The 20,465-nt window shown below is 51.3% G+C and carries 21 protein-coding genes and 1 other annotated feature; of the genes, 14 read left to right on the forward strand and 7 right to left on the reverse strand.

Annotated features, from left to right (window positions below; genetic code table 11):
• The first annotated feature begins 28 nt into the window (after window positions 1-28).
• A complete protein-coding gene (locus tag ACI32D_RS04585; RefSeq protein WP_439775454.1) occupies window positions 29-1,150 on the forward strand; it encodes an aminopeptidase P family protein in 1,122 nt (373 codons plus the stop codon).
• Window positions 1,151-1,207: 57 nt separating this feature from the next.
• Here the strand turns inward: ACI32D_RS04585 and ACI32D_RS04590 are convergent, their stop codons facing one another.
• Window positions 1,208-1,732, reverse strand: coding sequence for an NUDIX domain-containing protein (locus ACI32D_RS04590; RefSeq protein ID WP_439775455.1), 525 nt, complete (start codon window positions 1,730-1,732; stop codon window positions 1,208-1,210).
• Window positions 1,733-1,863: 131 nt separating this feature from the next.
• Entirely contained in the window at window positions 1,864-3,480 is a 1,617-nt protein-coding gene (locus ACI32D_RS04595; RefSeq protein ID WP_439775456.1) for a peptide ABC transporter substrate-binding protein, read from the reverse strand.
• Between the two features lie 374 nt (window positions 3,481-3,854).
• Between ACI32D_RS04595 and ACI32D_RS04600 the strand changes: the two genes are divergently transcribed.
• The 4 genes from ACI32D_RS04600 to gltX all read left to right on the forward strand — a co-directional run bounded on the left by ACI32D_RS04600 (window position 3,855) and on the right by gltX (window position 7,407).
• The gene (locus ACI32D_RS04600) at window positions 3,855-4,223 is read left to right on the forward strand and encodes a GntR family transcriptional regulator (RefSeq protein WP_439775457.1); all 369 of its coding nucleotides are present in this window, start codon (window positions 3,855-3,857) and stop codon (window positions 4,221-4,223) included.
• A gap of 1 nt (window position 4,224) precedes the next feature.
• Window positions 4,225-4,923 carry an ABC transporter ATP-binding protein gene (locus ACI32D_RS04605; RefSeq protein ID WP_439775458.1) on the forward strand — a complete coding sequence of 233 codons (699 nt, stop codon included), beginning with the start codon at window positions 4,225-4,227 and terminating at the stop codon, window positions 4,921-4,923.
• Entirely contained in the window at window positions 4,923-5,759 is an 837-nt protein-coding gene (locus tag ACI32D_RS04610; protein WP_439775459.1) for an ABC transporter permease, read from the forward strand. Before ACI32D_RS04605 ends, ACI32D_RS04610 begins: the two co-directional genes overlap by 1 nt.
• Before the next feature lie 145 nt (window positions 5,760-5,904).
• On the forward strand, window positions 5,905-7,407 hold the full coding sequence (gene gltX / locus ACI32D_RS04615) for a glutamate--tRNA ligase (protein WP_439775460.1): 1,503 nt from the start codon (window positions 5,905-5,907) through the stop codon (window positions 7,405-7,407).
• 78 nt (window positions 7,408-7,485) lie between these two features.
• On the opposite strand, the gene ACI32D_RS04620 is transcribed toward gltX, so the two are convergent.
• Window positions 7,486-8,511: a YeiH family protein gene (locus ACI32D_RS04620; RefSeq protein WP_439775461.1), complete on the reverse strand. Its 1,026-nt coding sequence runs from the start codon at window positions 8,509-8,511 to the stop codon at window positions 7,486-7,488.
• Window positions 8,512-8,628: 117 nt separating this feature from the next.
• Here ACI32D_RS04620 and ACI32D_RS04625 point away from each other — a divergent pair, with 117 nt between their 5' ends.
• Window positions 8,629-9,504, forward strand: coding sequence for a LysR family transcriptional regulator (locus tag ACI32D_RS04625; protein ID WP_439775462.1), 876 nt, complete (start codon window positions 8,629-8,631; stop codon window positions 9,502-9,504).
• A gap of 46 nt (window positions 9,505-9,550) precedes the next feature.
• On the opposite strand, the gene pepV is transcribed toward ACI32D_RS04625, so the two are convergent.
• The 3 genes from pepV to ACI32D_RS04640 all read right to left on the reverse strand — a co-directional run bounded on the left by pepV (window position 9,551) and on the right by ACI32D_RS04640 (window position 13,780).
• Entirely contained in the window at window positions 9,551-10,975 is a 1,425-nt protein-coding gene (gene pepV / locus ACI32D_RS04630) for a dipeptidase PepV (protein WP_439775463.1), read from the reverse strand.
• 21 nt (window positions 10,976-10,996) lie between these two features.
• Window positions 10,997-12,616 carry a peptide ABC transporter substrate-binding protein gene (locus tag ACI32D_RS04635; protein WP_439775464.1) on the reverse strand — a complete coding sequence of 540 codons (1,620 nt, stop codon included), beginning with the start codon at window positions 12,614-12,616 and terminating at the stop codon, window positions 10,997-10,999.
• 239 nt (window positions 12,617-12,855) lie between these two features.
• Window positions 12,856-13,135 (reverse strand) — a binding site (T-box leader).
• 78 nt (window positions 13,136-13,213) lie between these two features.
• Window positions 13,214-13,780: an NUDIX hydrolase gene (locus ACI32D_RS04640; protein ID WP_439775465.1), complete on the reverse strand. Its 567-nt coding sequence runs from the start codon at window positions 13,778-13,780 to the stop codon at window positions 13,214-13,216.
• A gap of 165 nt (window positions 13,781-13,945) precedes the next feature.
• Between ACI32D_RS04640 and cysS the strand changes: the two genes are divergently transcribed.
• From cysS to ACI32D_RS04665, 5 genes are all read left to right on the forward strand, one after another.
• Entirely contained in the window at window positions 13,946-15,370 is a 1,425-nt protein-coding gene (cysS, locus tag ACI32D_RS04645) for a cysteine--tRNA ligase (protein WP_439775466.1), read from the forward strand.
• Window positions 15,363-15,806 (forward strand): Mini-ribonuclease 3, encoded by a 444-nt coding sequence (locus ACI32D_RS04650; protein ID WP_439775467.1) that lies wholly within the window; start codon window positions 15,363-15,365, stop codon window positions 15,804-15,806. Before cysS ends, ACI32D_RS04650 begins: the two co-directional genes overlap by 8 nt.
• Window positions 15,793-16,542 carry a 23S rRNA (guanosine(2251)-2'-O)-methyltransferase RlmB gene (gene rlmB / locus ACI32D_RS04655; protein ID WP_439775471.1) on the forward strand — a complete coding sequence of 250 codons (750 nt, stop codon included), beginning with the start codon at window positions 15,793-15,795 and terminating at the stop codon, window positions 16,540-16,542. The genes ACI32D_RS04650 and rlmB overlap by 14 nt, the downstream gene beginning before the upstream one ends.
• Before the next feature lie 111 nt (window positions 16,543-16,653).
• Complete coding sequence (locus tag ACI32D_RS04660) at window positions 16,654-17,223, forward strand: sigma-70 family RNA polymerase sigma factor (protein ID WP_439775468.1); 570 nt, start codon at window positions 16,654-16,656, stop codon at window positions 17,221-17,223.
• Window positions 17,224-17,289: 66 nt separating this feature from the next.
• On the forward strand, window positions 17,290-17,505 hold the full coding sequence (locus tag ACI32D_RS04665) for a P8 family protein (protein WP_270449146.1): 216 nt from the start codon (window positions 17,290-17,292) through the stop codon (window positions 17,503-17,505).
• A 101-nt stretch (window positions 17,506-17,606) separates the two neighbouring features.
• Here the strand turns inward: ACI32D_RS04665 and ACI32D_RS04670 are convergent, their stop codons facing one another.
• Complete coding sequence (locus ACI32D_RS04670; protein WP_439775469.1) at window positions 17,607-19,358, reverse strand: 1-deoxy-D-xylulose-5-phosphate synthase; 1,752 nt, start codon at window positions 19,356-19,358, stop codon at window positions 17,607-17,609.
• A gap of 162 nt (window positions 19,359-19,520) precedes the next feature.
• On the opposite strand from ACI32D_RS04670, the gene rpmG reads away from it, so the two are divergent.
• The 3 genes from rpmG to nusG all read left to right on the forward strand — a co-directional run.
• Window positions 19,521-19,670 carry a 50S ribosomal protein L33 gene (gene rpmG, locus ACI32D_RS04675; RefSeq protein WP_270449142.1) on the forward strand — a complete coding sequence of 50 codons (150 nt, stop codon included), beginning with the start codon at window positions 19,521-19,523 and terminating at the stop codon, window positions 19,668-19,670.
• A 6-nt stretch (window positions 19,671-19,676) separates the two neighbouring features.
• Complete coding sequence (gene secE, locus ACI32D_RS04680) at window positions 19,677-19,847, forward strand: preprotein translocase subunit SecE (RefSeq protein WP_270449140.1); 171 nt, start codon at window positions 19,677-19,679, stop codon at window positions 19,845-19,847.
• Between the two features lie 91 nt (window positions 19,848-19,938).
• Window positions 19,939-20,465: transcription termination/antitermination protein NusG (nusG, locus tag ACI32D_RS04685; protein ID WP_439775470.1), on the forward strand; the 527-nt coding region annotated here is incomplete at its 3' end.

A 20,465-nucleotide genomic window follows, 5' to 3' on the forward strand; every position in this document is an offset into this window, starting at 1 on the left:
GAGAACAGTTTTTTGGGAGTGAAAAAGCATGAAAGAAGAAAGAAAATTAACCTGGAAAGAGCATCTGAGCAGCTTAAGCTTCTACTTGGATGAAAAAGGCATTGACCTGGCCTATGTGGCTGATCCAGTGGACATTGCCTACCTTACTGGCTACAGCAGCTGGACGGAGGAGCGGGTCTTTGCCTTGCTGGTATCCAGAACAAGCCAGGCCCTTTTGCTGGCTCCAGCCATCAATGAAGGAGAAGTCAAGCAGACTGCTTGGGCGGACCAGGCCTGCTTTTACCAAGACGGGGAGAATCCTTGGGAGAAGGCCAAAGAAAAAATGGCCGCCTGGCCAAAAGAAGTTTGGGCATTAGAAGCGCGGACGGTGACCCTCAGTCACTACCGGGCGATTAAGGAAGTTTTCCCGGAAGCGAATTTGGAAGCAGACATCTCTTCCTGGCTGGCCAGACAGCGGATGATCAAGTCGCCGGCGGAAATTGAAAAGCTGCAGGCAGCTGGCAGACAGGCCGACCAGGCACTGGAATTGGCTTTTGCCCTGTTAAAAGAGGGGCAGGGGATGAGTGAAAGCGAGCTGGCCCTTGAACTGGACTACCAGCTGAAGAAAAAGGGGATGGGGAACTTAAGCTTCCCATTGATCGTCCAGGCCGGAGAAAGCGCGGCCAGCGTCAGCGGTCTGCCCAGCCAAAAGGGGGTTCAGGCCGGGGATATGGTAATTTTTGACTTGGGGATCATGAAAGGCGGCTATGCTTCAGATGTCAGCCGGACGGTGGCCCTGGGCGAAATCAGCCCGGCAAAGCGGGAAATCTATGAGACGGTCCGGTTAGCCCAGGAGACGGCGGCTAGGGCAGCCAGACCAGGAATGACGGCAGGTGAGCTGGACCAGGTGGCCCGCGGGGTTATCGAAGAAGCGGGCTACGGGCAGTACTTTACCCACCGCTTAGGTCACGGGATCGGAATGCAGGTTCATGAGCCGGTGAATCTGGAACCGGGAAGCAAGCAGAAGCTGGAAGCAGGGATGTGCTTTTCTATTGAGCCGGGGATCTATTTGCCGGGCGTCGGGGGCGTCAGAATTGAGGACTGCGGCTGGCTTGATGAAGACGGCTTCCACCCTTTTACCAAGACCAGTAAAGATTTGTTGCTTTTGTGAGGAAAAAAGGCCAAGCGATTTCTCGCTTGACCTTTTTGCTGCTCTTGCTTACTAGTCTTATCTTTTCTCATTAAGCAGCCGCCACTTGAGCCAGGCTGCCTGGCCAGCCCCATGGGCAAATTCACCTTTGACGATCAAATCTTCCAGCTGGTCGACGGAGACGATCTCCATCTTGATTTCTTCCAGAATCTCTCTTTTTGGCTGAGCTATTTTCTTGGCCCGGCAGGCAAAAAGGTTGATCTTCTCATTGGTTGAGCCAAAAGAAGGGTAGGTGAAGCCCAGCTCTGTCAACTGGCTGGCCTCATAGCCCGTTTCTTCCAGAAGCTCTCTTCTAGCTGCTTGACTGGGCTCTTCTCCCTCATCAATGCCGCCGCTTGGGAATTCATATTGCCAGCTGCCAACGGGATGCCGGTATTCCTTTAAGAGCAGGACGTGGTCATCATCAATGAAGGGGATGATGGAAATCCCGAAGCCGATCGTGACGTAGGAATATGGGGCTATTTGCCCGTCCTTGGCCACTTTTTCTTGAATAACCGTGAAGCGGTCAGCCTTGATAGTTTCTTTTTTGACTACTTTGTACATTTTTTGCCTGCCACCAATCTTTTCAAAAATCAGTTCAATTGTAGCAAGAAATAGAGCTAAAGTACAAAAATAGCAGACCAGACGGTCTGCTATTTTCAGTGATTCAGTTTGTTAGCTTCTAGGGACAGACACTAGTTAACAGAAGCGTACTTGAAGTCCCAGTGGTCGCGCAGGTTTACCAAGCCCTTGATGTTTGGACGGACGATCCAGGCACTGGTGCTTGAGTAAAGTGGTGAAATACCAACGTCCTTAAGCAGAACGCCTTCAGCCTTGGACAGGTCGCTCCAGCGTTCAGAGTCTGAGCCAGTAGTCTTTGAAGCTTCGATCAGCTTGTCATATTCCTTGTTGGACCACTTGCCGCCATTTTGAGCGTTGGTAGTAGTCATCAAGTCCAGGAAGGAAATCGGGTCGTTGAAGTCGGCACCCCAGGCAGTTACGACCATGTCGAAGTTGCCGGCGTCGGTTCTGGCCAGCCGGGTCTTGAATGGCAGGTTTTGCGTGGTGATGGAAACTTGCGGCAGAGTTTCTTGAATGTTTGATTGCATTGCTTCAGTTGACTTCTTGGCACCATCGGTGTCGTCTGACAAAAGCTTGAAGCTCAGCTTGGAAACGCCAAGTTCCTTCATACCCTGCTTAAGGTACTTTTGCGCTTCCTTCTTGTTGTAGTAAGTGTAAGCTTCATCGCTCTTGGAAATCAGGCTGGTGTAGTCCTTGCCGTTGACCGTGGTCAGCTTCTCTGGAGTAAAGGTGTGAGCTACAGTGTTGCTGCCGCCCAGAACCTTGGTCAGGCTTTCCCGGTTGATGGCCATGGAAAGAGCCTTGCGGATGTTGGCGTTTTGCAGGTACTTGTTCTTAGCCTGGTTGAATTGGATGTAGAAGGTAGTCCCGCGGGCATAAAGCTTGTAGCCCTTAACGCTCTTGAGCTGCTTGCTTTGTTCAGCGTCCAAGGAAACCGCGTCAAGCTTGTTTGACTGGTAGAGGTTGTAGGCAGTTGACGGGGTCTTTTGCACGCTGTAGTTGACCGCGTCAAGCTTAACGTTCTTCTTGTCCCAGTAGTATGGGTTCTTCTTGAGCTTCCAGGACAGGTTTGAGCCAGTCCAGCCGCTCATAACGTATGGCCCGTTGTAGACCATGTACTTGGAGGCAGTACCGTACTTGGAACCGTACTTCTTGACTGCCTTTTCGTTTTGCGGGAAGAAGCTGCCGAAGGCCATCAAGTTGTTGAAGTAAGGGATCCGCCGGTCCAGAGTTACAACCAGCTTGTACTTGCCAACGGCCTTGATCCCCAAAGTTTCCGGCTTCTTTTTGCCGTTTTGAATGTCCATGGCGTTCTTGATGCCTTCAAACAGGTAAGCGTATTGAGAAGCAGTCTTTGGGTCAACAGTTCTGCGCCATGAGTAGACGAAGTCTTGCGCGGTTACCGGGTCACCGTTTGACCACTTGTTGTCCTTACGGAGAGTAAAGGTGTAGGTTTTCCCGTCCTTGGACACCTTTTCGCTGGTAGCCATGGCCTTTTCCTGGCTGCCGTCAGACTTTGCCCGGTAAAGGCCTTCCATGGTGTTGATCAATTGGGTAAAGCTGGCTGAGTCAGTAGCCTTGGACAGGTCCATAGTAGGAATTTCAGCTGATTCTTCCCAGTTCAGTTCTTTTTTAGATGAAGAAGATGAAGAGTTGCCGCCGCAGGCCGTCAAGGCTAATGCAGCAGTCAAGATGCTGCCGGCAGCCAAAAAAGTCTTAGTCTTTTTCATGTTGTCCTCCTTGAAAAGTTTACATTATCAAACACTAATTGTAGTCTAACAGAAAATACACAAAAAGAAACGCTTTCTTGCGACTATGAGCTGAAAATGAGACAGGACTGAAGTCCTTGTTAAAGCAACTGTTGAGAAATTAAAAACAACTTTAAGTATTAGTTCATTTGGTAAAAAGCAGACTTTGTCTAACTTAAAAGCAGAACCTGCTGATTATTTAAAGGAAAAAAGGTAACTAAAAATTACTGGAAAGAACTAGGTCAACAATAAAGGGACAAAATTTAGCTTTTTTGCTGTTTCTGCCTTGACGAAAGGGCCAATCCGTTATACACTAACAGTGTATTAGATAACTAGTACAGCGAAGGGGTGTGCAAATGAAATTCAAAGACAACTTGCCGATCTACTTGCAGATTGAAGACTACATCTACTTGCAGATCGCCCAGGGTAAGCTCAAGGCTGGCGACAAGCTGCCTTCAGTCAGAGCCCTGGCACTTGAATTGACGGTCAACGCCAATACGGTTCAGCGGGCGCTGAGAGAGATGACGGCTCAAGGCTATATCTATAGCAAGCGTGGTGAAGGCAACTTCGTCACGACTGATGAAAGCCGCCTGGAGGAAATGAAGAGCAAACTGCTGAAGCAGGAGCTGGCTGCTTTTGTCAGCCGCATGGAGAAGCTCGGAGTCGAAAGGAAAAGCCTGACTGGACTATTGGCCAGCTACTTAGAAGACACAAGGGAGGAATAGCATGAAGGCTTTGGAGATTAAGGATTTAAGCTACCACAAGGGTTCAAAGACGATTTTGGAGAGAGTCAACTTGACTTTGGAGGCCGGACAGATCGTGGCCTTAGTCGGGGCCAACGGGGCCGGCAAGACCAGCTTGATGCGGGTGATCGCAGGCCTGGCCAAACAATACAAGGGCAGCGTGGAGGTTTGCGGCGAAGGCGATGAAGACCGCCGCAAGCAGTATATCGCCATGACCGACAGCCTGTCAGCTTTTCGCGACTTCCGCAAGATCAAGGAAGTGGCCAGCTTCTACCGGACGGTCTACCCGGACTTTGACGCTAAGCAGTTTGCCGATATCTTGGAATTCATGAACTTGAATGAAGAAGAAAGACTGGGCAACCTGTCCAAGGGGATGAAGGAGAAGCTGATCATCGCCCTGGTCTTCTCCCGCAAGGCCAAGCTCTATCTCTTAGATGAGCCTTTCAATGGGGTTGACGCCATGAGCCGGAAGAAGATCATCAAGTCCATGCTGCTCTGGAAGCCGGAAGACGCGACCCTGGTCATCAGCGACCATGTCTTGGACGAAATCGCGCCAGTGATCGACGAGGTCGTCTTGATCAAGAAGCATTCAGTCTTAGAGCAGCGCAGCGCTGATGAAATCCGGGCTGAGCACGAAAGCATCGAAGAATGGTATGAAGGATTTTACGAGGGGGAAGAGTAATGATTGGGTTTAAGCAGATTTTCGCGGCCATGTTCAAGGAAAAGAGCCGGACCACCTGGATCGCCTTGGGCATCGAAGCAGTTTTTATCCTCTTGATCAACTTGTATTTCGGGATCAGATATGGTTTCGGCAGTGATTCAAATGGTATCAGCGTCGGAATTTCCGCAACCGCGATTTTTTTCATGTGTGCCTGGTACTCAATCGACATTATCATGGCTGCCTATAAGGTCAACCGGTCTCAGACCTGGCGGCAAGTACCGGTAACGACCGGCAACTTCTTGACGGCCAACTTGCTGACGGGACTGGCAGATCTGATCATCTTTGGTTTGGGCAACATCTTGATCCTTGCCGTAACCTTGCTGCCTTTCCTTTTCGGCGGGAAGATGCAGATTGATGCTCAAGCAGCAGCGACTTTCCAGCCATACGTTTCCAGTATCATCAACTGGAGCCTTTACCTGATCCTCTTCACTTTGGTCAGCTATGTCGGCGGCATCTGCTTCTGGCTCTTTATTACTGAATCAGCCAGCGTTTTGGGCGACTTCCTGCCTTTGAAGGGCAGATGGAGCAAGTTTGCCAAGGCGGTCATCCTGCTTGCTCTGCTTGCTCTTCTTTCCTGGGGCAGCACCAGCATCTTGAGCGCGATCATCAACATGATCTCCAATTCTGGCTTTGACTTCAGCTTTGTCATCGACAATACAGGCTTCCACACTTCCCACACGGACTTGAGCCTGCCGGTGGTCAGCTGGCTCTACCTGCTGGCAGAAGTAGTCTACGTGGCCATCTTGTGGGCAGCGGAATACTTCGTCTTCAAGAAGGGCGTAGAAGCCAAGAAATAAGCAAATCAGATTAATTGACAAATGCCTGCCTTTGGCGGGCATTTTTTGCTTGCCGTTAGGGCCGTATTTGCCGGTAAAGATTGAATTTTTTCCTTATTGCTAGTAAACTTAATAAGTTGAAGAATAGTAAGAAAGAGGCATAATTTTGGCTAATAAGAAAATCCGCGTGAGATACGCTCCGTCACCAACTGGCCACTTGCACATTGGTAACGCGCGTACTGCTCTGTTTAACTATCTGTTTGCACGTCACAACAAGGGGACTTTGGTTCTGAGAATCGAAGACACTGACACCGCCAGAAACGTTGAAGGCGGGGCTGAATCTCAAATCGAGAACCTGCACTGGCTGGGGATCGACTGGGATGAAGGTCCGGACGTCGGCGGCGACTACGGCCCTTACAAGCAGTCCGAGAGAAAGGACATCTACCAAAAGTACATCGATCAGCTGCTTGAAGAAGGCAAGGCTTACTACTCCTTTGAAACTGAAGAAGAACTGGAAGCCCAGCGTGAAGAACAGCGGGCCATGGGGATTGCTCCTCACTATGTCTACGAATACGAAGGCATGACTGCTGACGAAATCAAGCAATCCCAAGACGAAGCCCGGGCCAAGGGTCTTAAGCCAGTTGTCCGCATTCACATTCCAGAAGGCGTGACTTACGAATGGGACGACATCGTTAAGGGCCACCTCAGCTTTGAATCCGACACTATCGGCGGTGACTTCGTCATCCAAAAGCGCGACGGGATGCCAACTTACAACTTTGCCGTCGTTATCGACGACCACTTGATGGAAATCAGCCACGTTCTTCGGGGCGATGACCACATCTCTAACACGCCAAAGCAGCTTTGCGTTTACGAAGCCTTGGGCTGGGAAGCCCCGGTCTTCGGCCACATGACTTTGATCATCAACTCAGCTACTGGCAAGAAGCTGTCCAAGCGTGACGAATCAGTTCTGCAGTTCATCGAACAATACAGAGAACTTGGTTTCCTGCCAGAAGCCATGTTCAACTTCATCACCTTGCTGGGCTGGTCACCGGTTGGCGAAAGCGAAATCTTCTCCAAGCGCGAATTCATCAAGCAGTTTGACCCGGCTCGTCTGTCCAAGTCACCAGCTGCCTTTGACCAAAAGAAGCTGGACTGGGTCAACAACCAGTACATGAAGACTGCTGACAGAGACGAACTCCTTGACTTGTCCTTGCACAACCTGCAAGAAGCTGGCCTGGTTGAAGCCAACCCGGCTCCAGGCAAGATGGAATGGGTAAGACAATTGGTCAACATGTACGCCAACCAAATGTCCTACACCAAGCAAATCGTCGACTTGAGCAAGATTTTCTTCACTGAAGCCGAATACCTGACCGACGAAGAAGTGGAAGAAATCAAGAAGGACGAAGCTCGTCCAGCTATTGAAGAATTCAAGAAGCAATTAGACAAGCTGGACAACTTCACGGCCAAGAAGATCATGGGCGCCATCATGTCCACCCGGAAGGAAACCGGCATCAAGGGCCGCAAGCTCTTCATGCCAATCCGGATCGCCACTACCCGGTCAATGGTTGGCCCTGGCATCGGCGAAGCCATGGAATTGATGGGCAAGGAAACGGTCATGAAGCACCTGGACCTGACTTTAAAGCAGCTTAGCGAAGCTGGTATCGAATAAAACAGCATATAAACGAAAAGACTTTTACCGTTTTGGTAAAAGCCTTTTTTCATGCAATCGATTAAATTGTCTGTTTTTTTACCACAGGCCCAAGCCCCGCTGCAAAAGCAGGCTGACGGCAGTGATTCCGGCCCAGCAGGAAGCGCCGAGCAGGAGGGGCTTGGCCCCGGACTTGACCAACTTGACGATGTTGGAGTTAAGGCCGATCGCGGCCATGGCCATGACGATCATGAACTTGCTCAGTTCCTTTAGTGGCGAAAAGATATTGGCGCTGACCCCATTGGCCAGGGCGAAAGTCGTGATTAAGGAAGCCAGGACAAAGTAGAGGATGAAGGCGGGGAAGGCCCGCTTCAAGCTAAAGCTGTTGCCCCTTTGCTCCTTTTTGGCGCTGAAATAGCCTAAGGCCAGGGTAATGGGGATGATGGCCAGGGTTCTGGTTAATTTGACGGTCACGGCCTTGTCCAGGGTCTGACTACCTAAATGGAACATGCTGTCCCAGGTTGCCGCCGCGGCAGTGACGGAAGAAGTGTCGTTGATGGCTGTTCCGGCGAAGATGCCGAAAGAGTTCCCGCTGGTCTGGTCAAAGCCCAGGAGCTTGCCAAAGATGGGGAAGAGGATAGCGGCCAGGACGTTGAAAAAGAAGATGACGGAGATGGCCTGGGCCACTTCATCGTCGTCAGCGTCGATGACCGGGGCGGTAGCGGCGATGGCGCTGCCCCCGCAGATGGATGAGCCGACCCCGATCAAGGTTGAGATCTTGCTGGGAATTTTTAAATACTTATGCAAAAGCCAGGCGAGCAAGAGAGAGGTTGAGATGGTGCAGATGATGATCGGCAGGGACTGGCTGCCAGTCTTGACCACCACCTGCAGGTCCATCCCGAAGCCCAAGAGGACCACGGCCGTCTGCAGGATGTACTTGGAAGTCCACTTGATCCCGTTACTTGCCTTTTGCTTGTCTTCCCAAAAAAGGGTGATGACCATCCCAAACAAGATGGCGAAAACCGCGCCCCCGATGACCGGGAAGGCCTTGCCCAAAAGCCAGGCGGGGATGGCGATAGCCAGACAGACCAGGATGCCGGGCAGGTTCTTTTTAATCCAATTCATTTTTTTGCCTCCAGATATTTTTTGAACATGCTTAAGTATAGAGGTAAAATAGTAGAAAATAAAATTATAGATTATTATCTGTCGATAAACTGCATTTATTGATAAAGGGGGCAAGCAATGCTGGATTTTCGCGTCAAAACATTTTTAACGGTCTGTGAGACCATGAACTTCACCCGGGCGGCCGACCGCCTGCACGTGACCCAGCCGGCGGTCTCCCAGCACATCCGCTTTCTGGAGAAGGAATACCAGGTCAAGCTCTTCAGCTATCAGGGCAAGAGGCTGACCTTGACGGCTGCAGGAGAAAAGCTGCGCCTGGCCATGCGGCAGATGCAGAGCGATGAGCGCCTGCTTAAGGCCGAAATCAAGCAGGCCGACTTGCCGCCGGTTCGCTTTGGGGTAACCATGACGATTGGGGAATACGCCTTAGCCAGGCCGCTAAGCCGCTTTTTGAAAGACCATCCCCAGACAAATGTGGAAGTCGTCTACGGCAATACCCAGTTTTTGACCAAGAAATTGGATGAGGGAGACCTGGACTTTGCCCTGGTCGAAGGCGACCCGGCCAGGGGCTATGCCAGCCTGCGCTACCAAAGCGAGGACTTTATCGCCGTCTGCTCGCCAGATTTGGCTTTTGCCAAGGAGCCAGACCAGATCGCCGACCTTTTTGACCAGCGGCTGCTAGTCAGAGAACCAGGCTCAGGGACCAGGAAGATCCTGGAGGACAGCTTAGGGGCCCAGGGGCGGGAATTGAGCGACTTTGAGCAGTATGTCCAAGTCGGCAATATGCAGATGATCACCCAGCTGCTTTTGGCCAACTGCGGGGTCTCTTTTTTGTACCAGACCGCGGTCAGTGACCTTTTAAAAGCAGGAAAGCTGCGGAAATTAAATTTGCGGGACTTCCAGATCCGCCACGACTTCACCTTTATTTGGGAAAAGAGCAGCCTTTACGCTGACCGCCACCGGCAGATTTGCGAGGAACTGAAGGCAAGCAGATAAGAAAATACTTTTACCAAAATAAGGTAAAAGTCTTTTTTCTCTACATTCACTTGGTTAACTCGTAAATAGCTTCAGCGTAGATAGCCAGGCTTTTTTCCAGTTCAGCCAGGCTGATGGATTCGTCGATGGCGTGTGCGGTGTCCAGGCTGCCTGGGAAGGCAGGTCCGTAGCCGACCCCGTTTTTAAAGAAGCGGCCGTAGTTGGCCCCGGCGGAGATGATGGTCTCACCGGCTTGGCCAGTCTGCTTTTCGTAAACGGAAAGGAGGGTCTTGACGAAGGGATCATTGCTGGCAACGAAGTGGGGCTTTTCAAAGTCTTGGTAAGGCTGGAAGCTCGTCTGGGAAAAAGTGCCGAACTTGTCGTTTAGCTGCTGGCACATTTTTTCCGGGCTGGCCCCCCGGCTATAGCGGATGTCGCTCTTGATGTAGGCTTCCTGGCCCTTTTGGTAGCGGAAGACGGCCGGGCAGTTGATGGACTTGCCCATCTCGGGATCAGTATTGGCGATCCCGATCTTTTTCCCGTAGTAGTCCTCCAGTTCAAGTTCGCCGGCAAAATTGAGGAAGTTTTTGGCTCGGCCGGCGAAAGGAAAGTTCCGTAAAAAGCTGGCCAGGAGGCAGGCCCCGTTTTTTCCTTCCCAAGGAACAGAGGCGTGAGCGCTGACGCCCTCTAAGGTTATCTTTAAGCCAGTGCCATTTTCACAAGTTGATTCTTTGCTTTCTCCAATCAAGCCATTTTTGTCCAAAAAGTCCGGGAAAGCTGCAGCAATTTTCTCAAGCTTCTCGCCAGAAACGATGGCGGTCGCGGCAGCTGGGATCATATTGGTAGCCTGGCCGGCAGAGAAGGATTCAAGGACTAAGCCAGTATCTGCTTTACTTTCCTCAGCAATAAAATCTGTCTTCAAAACAGCCAGACCAGCCTGGCCAGTTACGATGGGAAAAGAGGAGTCGGGGGAGAAGACCCAGTCAGGAGCCGGGCGCTTTTGCAGGTAATACTTCATCCCCACCCAGTCGGTTTCCTCGTCAGTGCCGATAATCAAGGTGATCTTCTTTTTCGGCTGAAAACCAGCTTCCTTTAAAGCCAGGAGGGCGTAGTAGGCGGCTAAGGCCGGACCCTTGTTGTCGCTTGCTCCCCGGCCGAAGACTCTGCCATCTTTGACCCAGGGGGTAAAGGGATCCTGGCTCCAGCCTTCATCTGGCGGAACGACGTCGACGTGGACGGCCACGCCTAATTCCTGGTCGCCTTGGCCAAAAGTGACGACTCCGGCATAGTTGTCGATGTTTTCAATTTGAAAGCCGTCTCTGGCGGCAATGGCCAGGAACTTTTCCAAAGCCTTGACCGGACCCGGCCCCACTGGATATTCGGGAGTGGCCAGGTCCATGTTTCTGACAGAGTCGATGGCGATCAGATCTTTTAAGTCAGCTAGGAGGGCTGGCATTTTTTCACGGGCGAATTCTTGGTAGGGAAAAGTCATCTTTTGCTCCTTAGTAGTTAATTACTTGCTGATGTAGGCACCCTTGAAGTTGTAAGCCAGGCCTGCGCCTTTGAGGGTGATGTTCTTAACCTTTGGGTTGACCAAAGTCGCGGTGTTGCCGTAGTAAAGAGGAGTCACGCCCTGCTGGGTAAGGAGGATGCGTTCAGCCTTGACCAGTTCACTCCAGCGCTTCTTGGTTGAAGTCGTGGTCTTGGAAGTTTCCATAGCCTTGTTGTAGGCCGCGTTTTCCCAAGAGCCGTAGTTGTTGACGTTGGTCTTTTGGAACATTTCCAGGAAGGTGTTCGGGTCAGCGTAGTCACCGCTCCAGCCGTCCAGGATCACGTCAAAGTCGCCGGATTCTTCTCTGGCAAAGCGGGTCTTGAAGGGGATGTTGGTAACTTCGACCTTCATGCCCAGGGTGCTTTCCAGGGTACTTTGGATGAATTCCGTGGTCTTCTTGGCATCGTCAGTGTCATCACCTAAAAGCTTGATGGTGATCTGCTTTTTGCCCAGCTCTTGCAAGGCCTTCTTGTAGTAAGCCTTAGCCTGGGCCTTAGTCCCGGACTGGATAGCCTTGGTCTCTTTGGTTACGACTTCCTTGCTGAATTCCTTGCCGGTAACCGGGTCAGTGATCCCGCTTGGAGTTAAAGAAGTAGCAGCGATGTCAGCCAGGTTCAAGGTCTTGGCCAGGGACTTTTTGTTGATAGCAGCGGCGATAGCCCGGCGGAGGTTGACATTTTGCAAGTTCTTATCAGTCTTGAAGTTGTACATGAGGTACTGGGTCCGGTTGCTTTTCTTGATCTGCCAGCCCTTTTGTTTTTTCAGGCTCTTGCTTTGTGAAGCGGACAGGGTGGTCATGTCCAGTTTGCCGGCCTGGTAGAGGTTGTAGGAGGTGCTTTGGGACTTTTGCACGCTGAAGTTGATCTTGGTCAGCTTGACATTTTTCTTATCCCAGTAGTACTTGTTCTTGACCAGCTTCCAGGTCAGGTTGGACCCGGTCCAGCCCTTCATGACGAATGGACCGTCAGACAGGGTGTATTTAGCGGCCGTGCCGTATTTTTTGCCGGCTTTTTCAATGAACTTCTGGTTTTGCGGGGCGAAGGCAGATCCAGCCAAAAGCAATTGGAAGTAAGGGATCTTTCTTTCCAGGGTTACGACCAGCTTGTACTTGCCGACAGCCTTGATACCTAAGCTATTGACGGGCTTTTTGGAAGCGACGATGGCGTCAGCGTTCTTGACGCCGGAGTACTTGTTGGACTGGGTTGAGGCGGTCTTAGGGTTGACCTGCCGGCGCCAGGCGTAGACGAAGTCTTCGGCCGTCAAGTCTTCCCCGTTGGACCACTTGGCGTTTTTCCTAAGGTTGAAAGTCCAAGTGAGGCCGTCCTTGCTTTCCTTCCAGGACTTGGCGATGCCGGGCAGGACCTTGGAGTTGTTGCCCAGGCGGACCAGGCCTTCCATGGTGGCGTCCAGTTGCTCACCGCCGTAGACGTCATTGTTAAGAGCCGGGTCCATGGTGGAGATTTCCCCAGCGGAGAACCAGTTTAAGACCTGCTTGGTTTTAGAGCTGCTGGCGGAGCTGCTTGAGCAGGCGGAAAGCAGGCTGGCGGACAGGGCTAAAGTGATGATGGCTGATTTTTTCATGATCTTTTCCTCGGTGTTTTCTAAAAATTACTGATGCAGAACAATGTCGTTTTCTTTTTTAAAAAGCAGCGAGGGGATGTCGGCCACTTAAGGCAGACGGGGTATTTTTGAACATGTTTGACTCTTTCATGGCGGACTCCTTTACAAAATCATTTTTAAAGCTGGCAGAAAAAGAAAGATTAAAAAAGAAAGAGTAAGAAACGAAAAGAAAGAAAAAATCGCCCTCAAGGAATTGCTTCCTTGAAGACGATTGTTAGTCGTGGTCCCACTTCATTTCATCAGCTGTCTCACGGCAACTGACCTTACACTGCCGCTGACTAGTCGCCGGAAAGGGCAAAGAAGGCCAGTTTCCAGGAACACCCAGGGCAGCCGTGGTAACGCTCGCTAGCGGGAAGGCCTACTTTATTTCGGCCAACCAGTTCTTAGATGTGTTTCGCCAGGCGGCTTTTGCTCAATCGCACCAACTTGAGCTCTCTGGAAAAAGCCGGACCTGGTTACTCTTCTAATCGATACTTTTCTTAAATTGCTTTAATTTTTAATTAATGTAATCTTAAAACGGGAATAAGCGCCTGTCAAGCGTCTTTTTGAAAAAAGTTTTTAGTTCACCGGATAGTCCTTGAGCTTGGCGTTCAGTTTGGAGTAGATCCGGTCGACAAACCAGGGCTCGGTTGACTTTTCCAGGGCTTCGTCCAAGGCAAACCAGGCAACAGCCTTGTTTTCGTCTTCTTTAGGCCGGATGGGCAAATTGTCGTCTGCCTCTAAGAGGTAGGTGACGTTTAAGTGCAGGTGTGACGGGACGTACTTGCCCCTTTTCTCATGCCCGTCCACGGTCAAAATCTCAACAGAATAGATCTGCTTTGTGACTGGATCTGCTTTAACCCCACTTTCTTCTTCGACTTCTTTTAAAGCCACATGCAAAAGGTCATGATCGCCGTCGGCGTGCCCGCCCAGCCAGGCCCAGGAGTCGTAGATCCGGTGGTAGGCCATTAAGACTTTATCTCTTGCCGGGTTGACCACCCAGGCTGAAGCCGTAAAGTGCTCGGCCAAATTGGACCGCAAGAACAGTTCTTCCCCGGTCTCCAGCCGGTAGATCATCTCTTTGACGTCTGCTGCTTCTTGTTCGTTAAAGGGCTGGTAATTTTTTAAATCTGTCAGTAGGGTCATTTTTCTTCTCTCTATTTTTTCTATTTTTCTCTGTTTCCACAGATTTTACCACTGCCAGCCGGTATTTTGCGGCCAAGGGCCGTGATAGTTTGCTAAAATGTAGAGTGTTAAGTACTGAATTATTGCAGGTAAGGAAAAACTTGTAAAAGAAAGCAGGAAAATATCGTGAAGCTTTTCAACACTTTAACTAGGCAAAAAGAAGAATTCAAACCCCTGGTTGACGGCCAGGTCAGCATGTACGTCTGCGGGCCGACGGTCTACAACTACATCCACATCGGCAATGCCAGAAGCGCCATCGCTTTTGACACTATCCGCCGCTACTTTGAATACAAGGGCTACAAGGTCAACTACGTTTCCAACTTTACCGACGTCGATGACAAAATGATCAACGAAGCCCGGGCAGAAGGCACGACCGTGCCGGAATTAGCCGAACGCTACATCAAGGCCTTCCTGGAAGACACCCGGGCCTTGAACATCGAAGAAGCTACTCTTCACCCGCGGGCAACCCATGAAATCCCAGCCATCATCGACTTCATCCAGACCCTGATTGATAAAGGCTACGCATATGAAGCAGACGGGGACGTCTACTACCGGGCCAAAAAGTTCGCTGACTACGGCCGCCTCAGCGATCAGAACATCGACCAGCTGGAAGAAGGGGCCTCCCAGCACGTAAACGATGAAGAACAAGACCGCAAGGAAGACCCAATCGACTTTGCCCTCTGGAAGGGGCAGAAGGCGGCAGACGAAATTGCCTGGGACTCCCCATGGGGCAAGGGCCGGCCTGGCTGGCACATTGAATGCTCAGTCATGTCCACCAAGTACTTAGGCGACACCTTGGACATCCACGGGGGCGGGCAGGACCTGGAATTCCCCCACCACGAAAACGAAATTGCCCAAAGTGAAGCCAAGACGGGCAAGAAGTTCGTCAACTACTGGCTGCACAACGGCTTCGTGACCGTGGGCAAGGATGAGGAAAAAATGTCCAAGTCCCTGCACAACTTCGTGACCGTCCACGATATCTTAAAGACCGTTGACCCCCAGGTTCTCCGCTTCTTTATGGCCAGCGTCCAGTACAGAAGCCAGATCAACTACTCTGAAGAAAATCTGGCCCAAGCCGCCAACATTCTGGACCGCTTCAAGAACACCCTGGAAGGGATCAAGTACCGCCTGGCTGACGCAACTGAAAGCTTGCCAGACCCAGACCTGGCAAAGCTGCTTGCTGAAACCACGGCTAAGTTCGAAGCAGCCATGGACGATGACTTCAACGTGCAAAACGCCTTGACCGCCATCTACGAAGCCCTGCCAGCCGTCAACTCCAACGCTAACGCTGAAAAAGCCGACAAGGACAGTTTGCAGCTTTTTGCTGAAAAGTTAACCGCCTGGCTCAGCGTCTTTGGCCTGGATGTTGACAAGCTTCTGGCTAAGGAAGCCGGCGATGATGACGCCGTAATCGAAGAATTGGTGGCCCAGCGGACTGAGGCCAGAAAGAACAAGGACTGGGCCAAGAGTGATGAACTCCGCGACCAGCTTAAAGAAATGGGGGTAGTCCTCAAGGATACCCCGCAAGGAACCAGGTGGAGCCGTGAATAAAGTACAGAAGTTAACTGAGAAGGAAATCGATCCCAATACCTTGAGCGGGCAGACTCTTGCCTACTTAGGCGACGGGATCTATGAAGCCGCCATCCGCCGGCACTTGATCAAGGGCGGGATGCTGAAGCCGCAGAACTTGCAAAGAGCAGCGACTCACTATGTCTCAGCCAAGGCCCAGGCCGGCTTGATTGCAAAAATGCTGGACACCGGCTTTTTGACCGAAGAAGAAGAAAAGGCCTACCGGCGGGGCAGAAACGCCAAGACCCATACCAAGGCCAAAAACACCAGCCTGGCCACGTATGAGATGTCAACCGGCTTTGAAGCCGTTTTTGGCTACCTGGATTTGGCCGGAGAAGATGCCAGAGTCAAGGAATTGATTGCCTGGTGCATTGATGAGGTGGAAAATGAAGGGACAAGGGAATATGTCTTCAACTAACAAGGATTTTGTCTTCGGCCGCCATGCCGGAATCGACTTTTTGAAAACCCAGGACAGTGAAAAGATCAACAAGGTCTTCCTGGCTGAAGGGGTCCAGGAGGACTTTGCCAGAGAGGTCTACCGCTATGCCAAAAAGAAGCATTTGATCATCCAGCGGGTGCCGAAAAACAAGCTGGACAAGCTGACTGGCGGGGAAAACCACCAGGGCCTGGTTTTGGCTGTGGCCTCTTTTGAATACGCCGACTTTGACCAGCTCTTGGACAAACTGGACCAAGAAGATGCTCCTCTTTTGCTTATGCTGGACAATATTGAAGACCCGCACAACCTGGGCTCCATCCTCCGCAGCGCCGACGCGACCGGGGTCAGCGGAGTGATCATCCCTAAGCGCCGGGCCAGCGGTCTGACCAGCGTGGTCGCTAAGACCTCAACCGGGGCTATTGACCACGTCCCAGTTGCCCGGGTGAACAACCTGGTTCAAACCTGCCAGGCCTTGAAGGACCGGGGCTACTGGATCTTCGGGACGGCCATGGAAGGCGACGACTACCGGAAGTGGAATGCTAACGGTAAGACCGTTTTAGTCATCGGCAATGAAGGCAAGGGGATTTCCCCGCTTCTTCTTAAGCAAATGGACCAGACCCTGACCATCCCGATGATTGGCCACGTCCAATCCCTTAACGCTTCAGTGGCAACCGGGGTTTTGCTCTACCAGGCCTTTAACAGCCGCCACCCTTTGTAAGGCAAATCGTTTACAGTTTGCGAAAAGTGATAGAATCAAACAATGGTTCGATTCTGTCAAAGAAAAAAGTCCTTTATTCTGTGGGCAAACAGAATGAAAGGGCTTTTTATTATGGGATTGACAAAGGAAAGAGAGCGCCTGCTGATCAGCCGGATTCAAAAAGAGGATGATGACCAGGCCCTTAAAGAATTGTATTACAGCTGCCTGCCAGTGATCGGCGGCACCATCAAGCAGTATTTTGTGGAGCTATATGACAGCCAGGACTGGGAGCAAGAGGCCTTGATCCTCTGCTATAAGACGGCCAAGCGCTTTGATCTGACGCAAGAGAAGCCATTTGTCGGCTTTTACAAGGTCAGCCTGCACAACCGGGCCGTCAACTTGATCAGACGGGGCAAGCGGAAAAAGCGCCTATCCATTAGTGACCAGGTCTACTGGGAAGACGTAGCTGGCGAACTTGAGCAGGCTTCCTGCCTGATCGCGGATCCACCCGCGCCGGTCTTGGACTGGCGGGACCTGGTTGAGTCTTTGAGCATGCTGGAGCTAGAAGAATTGCTCCTGGAGCTCGGCTATAAGCAGGCCGGGGAGATCAAGCGCCAGTACCAGGTCAGCGAGATGGGGCTCATGCGGGCCAAATACCGGGTGAAGGAAAAAATCAAGCTAAAATTGCGGGTTGGGGCATAAACTTTTTAGCCAATTCGGATTATAATATAGGTGTAGGATGAAAAAATTGTTTAGGAGGTAATCAAAATGTCAGAAATTGTAAAGACAGCTTTGCTGGACCGTTCAATGAAAGAAGTTTTTGACTGGAGTGACTCAGACACTCCTGTAAGAGATGCCCTCTGGGACTACTTCATGGAGTCAAACGGCCACAACACCGACAAGACTGAGGAAGCCATGCTTCCATTCATGAGCGACTCTGACGACAAGATCATCGCTTTTGTCAACGAACACCTTAAGAAATAATCTTTTCCCTACATTCCTGACCTCTTGTCTCCCATAAGGGAGGGGAAGGGGCGAAAAACGGCGACTCGTAGAGTCGCCGTTTTTTCTGCTTTTAAATCGTCTTAGTTAAATAATTGCTTGACGCTGGCAACGATTTGCTCAGCCGTCAATTGGTTGTGAACCAGGATCTGGTCGTAGCTTTGGTCAACATCGGTGTATTCCCGCTTTTCGCCAAAATTCTTGACCAAAATCGGCCGGTCAGCCAGGTAGGAGGCTACCTTTTGCCCGAAGCCCCCGTCCAGGATGTTGTTTTCTAAAGTAACTACGGCCTGGTAGTGGCGGGCTAAGTGGTCCAGGCAGTCAGTATCCAAGATATTGGCTGACAAAGGATTGTAGAGGGCAGCGTCAAGTTCATCGGCAACTTGGCTGCCTAATTCCTGCATGTCGCCCAAAGCCAGGATGGCAATTTTTTGCCCGGCCCGCCGCTTTTGGTAGTGGATGTGCCGGTAGCCTTCTAGAACGGCGCCGCCGGCTGGAACTGGCCGGACCGGCAGCTTGATAGCTACGGGGCCGTCTTTTTGCTTCAGGGCCCAGTTGATCATGGCTGCTTCTTCAGTCAAGCTGGTCGGGGCCAGGTACTTCCAGTTGGGCAGGTTGCTGACCATGACCTGGTCAAAGACGCCCACGTGGGTCTTGGAGTTGGCCTGGATCCCGCCGCCAGCCACGATCATGACGACTGGCAAGTTGTTGGCGGCCACGTCATGGCTGAGCTGGTCAAAGGCCCGCTGCAGGAAGGTGGAGTTTTCAAAAAGGACCGGCCGGCCGCCAGCCTTGGCAAAGCCTGCCGCGAAGGCCACGGAATCCTGCTCGGCGATCCCAACGTCCAGGTAGTGGTCCGGGTAAGACTTTTTAAAGGAGTCCAGGCCAAAGACGCCAGGGATAGCGGCCGTGACGGCCATGATGTTTTCCTGGCCGCCGTCAATAGCGCTGGCCACGGTCTTAACGGCAATTTCCGCTGGAGTCGGGCCAGCGGCCACGGTTTTTGGCGAATCATCGCTTAAATTGAAGGGCCGGACCCAGTGGTGCTTTTCTTCATCCTGGATGGCTGGCTCATAGCCCTTGCCCTTTAAAGTGTTGACGTGCAAGACCAGGGGATGGTCGACGTCACGGATTTCGCTGAAGGCATTAATCATGCTTTCCAGGTCATTGCCGTCAGCCACATAGCGGTAGTCAAAGCCGAAGGCCTTAAAAGGATTTTCCGGATCCTTCCCTTGGCTGTCTCTCAGCTTCTTTAGGGCCGTGGTCAAGCCGCCGACATTTTTGTCAATGGACCACTGGTTGTCATTGATGACGATGACCAGGTTGCCCTTTTCCATCGCGGCGTTGTTTAAGCCTTCGTAAGCCATCCCGCCGGTCAAGGAGCCGTCGCCGATGACGGCCATGATCCGCTCGCTGCCGCCTAAGAGGTCTCGAGCCTTGGCCATGCCGGTGGCTAAAGAGATGGAGGTAGAAGTGTGGCCAACGGCGTAGTAGTCGTAGGGACTTTCATCGGGGTTGGTGTAAGGAGTCACCTTGCCGTAAGCTTCCGGGTCCAGCCAGGCATAAGCCCGGCCGGTCAGCATCTTGTGGGGGTAGGTCTGGTGGGAGACGTCCCAGATGATCTTGTCTCCAGGGGCGTCAAAGACGTAGTGGTAGGCGATGGTCAGTTCCACGACCCCCAGGTCAGGACCCAGGTGGCCGCCGACTGCCGCGTCTTTTTCGATGATCAAGTGGCGGATTTCTGAAGCCAGCTGGTTCATTTCTTCCAGGTCCAGGACTTTGAGGTCAGCTGGAGACTTGATCTTGTTAAGCAGGTATTCGGGGTGTTGATTCATTTTTTCTCCTCATGGAATACAACAGTTGCATTTTCGATAGTACCATTATGACACAGGGACCACTTAAGATGTGAAAATAAAGCCCGGCAAAGTCGGTCATATATATAGTTGCTTTTAGGGCGGATTTTTGCTAAAATCAAATGAAGTTTGAAGGTGAATATTATGGCAGTAAAGAAAGCAGCTTTGGCCTGCAGCGTTTGCGGGTCACGGAACTACTCAATCACTGCAAACAACAACCGCACCAAGCGCTTGGAACTGAACAAGTTTTGCAAGCACTGCGGCAAGAAGACTTTGCACAAGGAAACGAGGTAGACAGGGATGATTAAGTTTTTTAAGAGCGTTGGTCAGGAAATGAAACTGGTTCATTGGCCAAGTGCTAAGGAAAACCGGCGCGACACGGTGAACGTGGTCGTAACCTCTCTGCTTTACGCGATTTTCTTGGGTGCCTTGGATTGGGCCTTTGCAAAATTGATTCAATTAGTTCTGTAAGAGCGACAAAGTATGTTATAATCATGCTAGTTTCTAGGAAAACCTCTTTAGCGAGGTTTTTTTGTTTGCCAAAAAGGAGATTAAAGAAATTATGGTAGAATCCGCCAAGAAGCAATGGTACGTCCTGCACACTTACTCTGGTTTTGAAGACAAGGTTAGATCCGACTTGCTGTCCCGGGCCCAGTCACTGGGGATGCAGGACTACATCTTCCGGGTTGTCGTTCCGCAAGAACCAAAGATCGAAGACGTGCACGGCAAGAAGGAAGAAGTTAACGAAAAGGTCTTCCCTGGTTACGTTTTGGTTGAAATGGTCATGACTGACGAAAGCTGGTTTGTTGTCCGGAACACTCCTAACGTTACTGGTTTCGTTGGCAGCCACGGCGGTGGTTCCAAGCCTTCCCCACTTTACGAGGAAGAAGTCAGAGCCATCCTGCAGATGCAAGAAGGCGAAGCAACTGAAAAGGTTGACTACGACTACGAAGTTGGCGAAAACGTCATGATCACCGAAGGTGCCTTCAACGGCATGGTCGGCAAGATTGCTGAAATCCAGGATGACAAGCAAAAGCTCTTCTTGACCATCGACATGTTTGGCCACGCTACTACGGCTGAACTGGACTT

Origin of the sequence: Lactobacillus sp. (genome assembly GCF_051873315.1) — a bacterium.
Taxonomy (GTDB): domain Bacteria; phylum Bacillota; class Bacilli; order Lactobacillales; family Lactobacillaceae; genus Lactobacillus.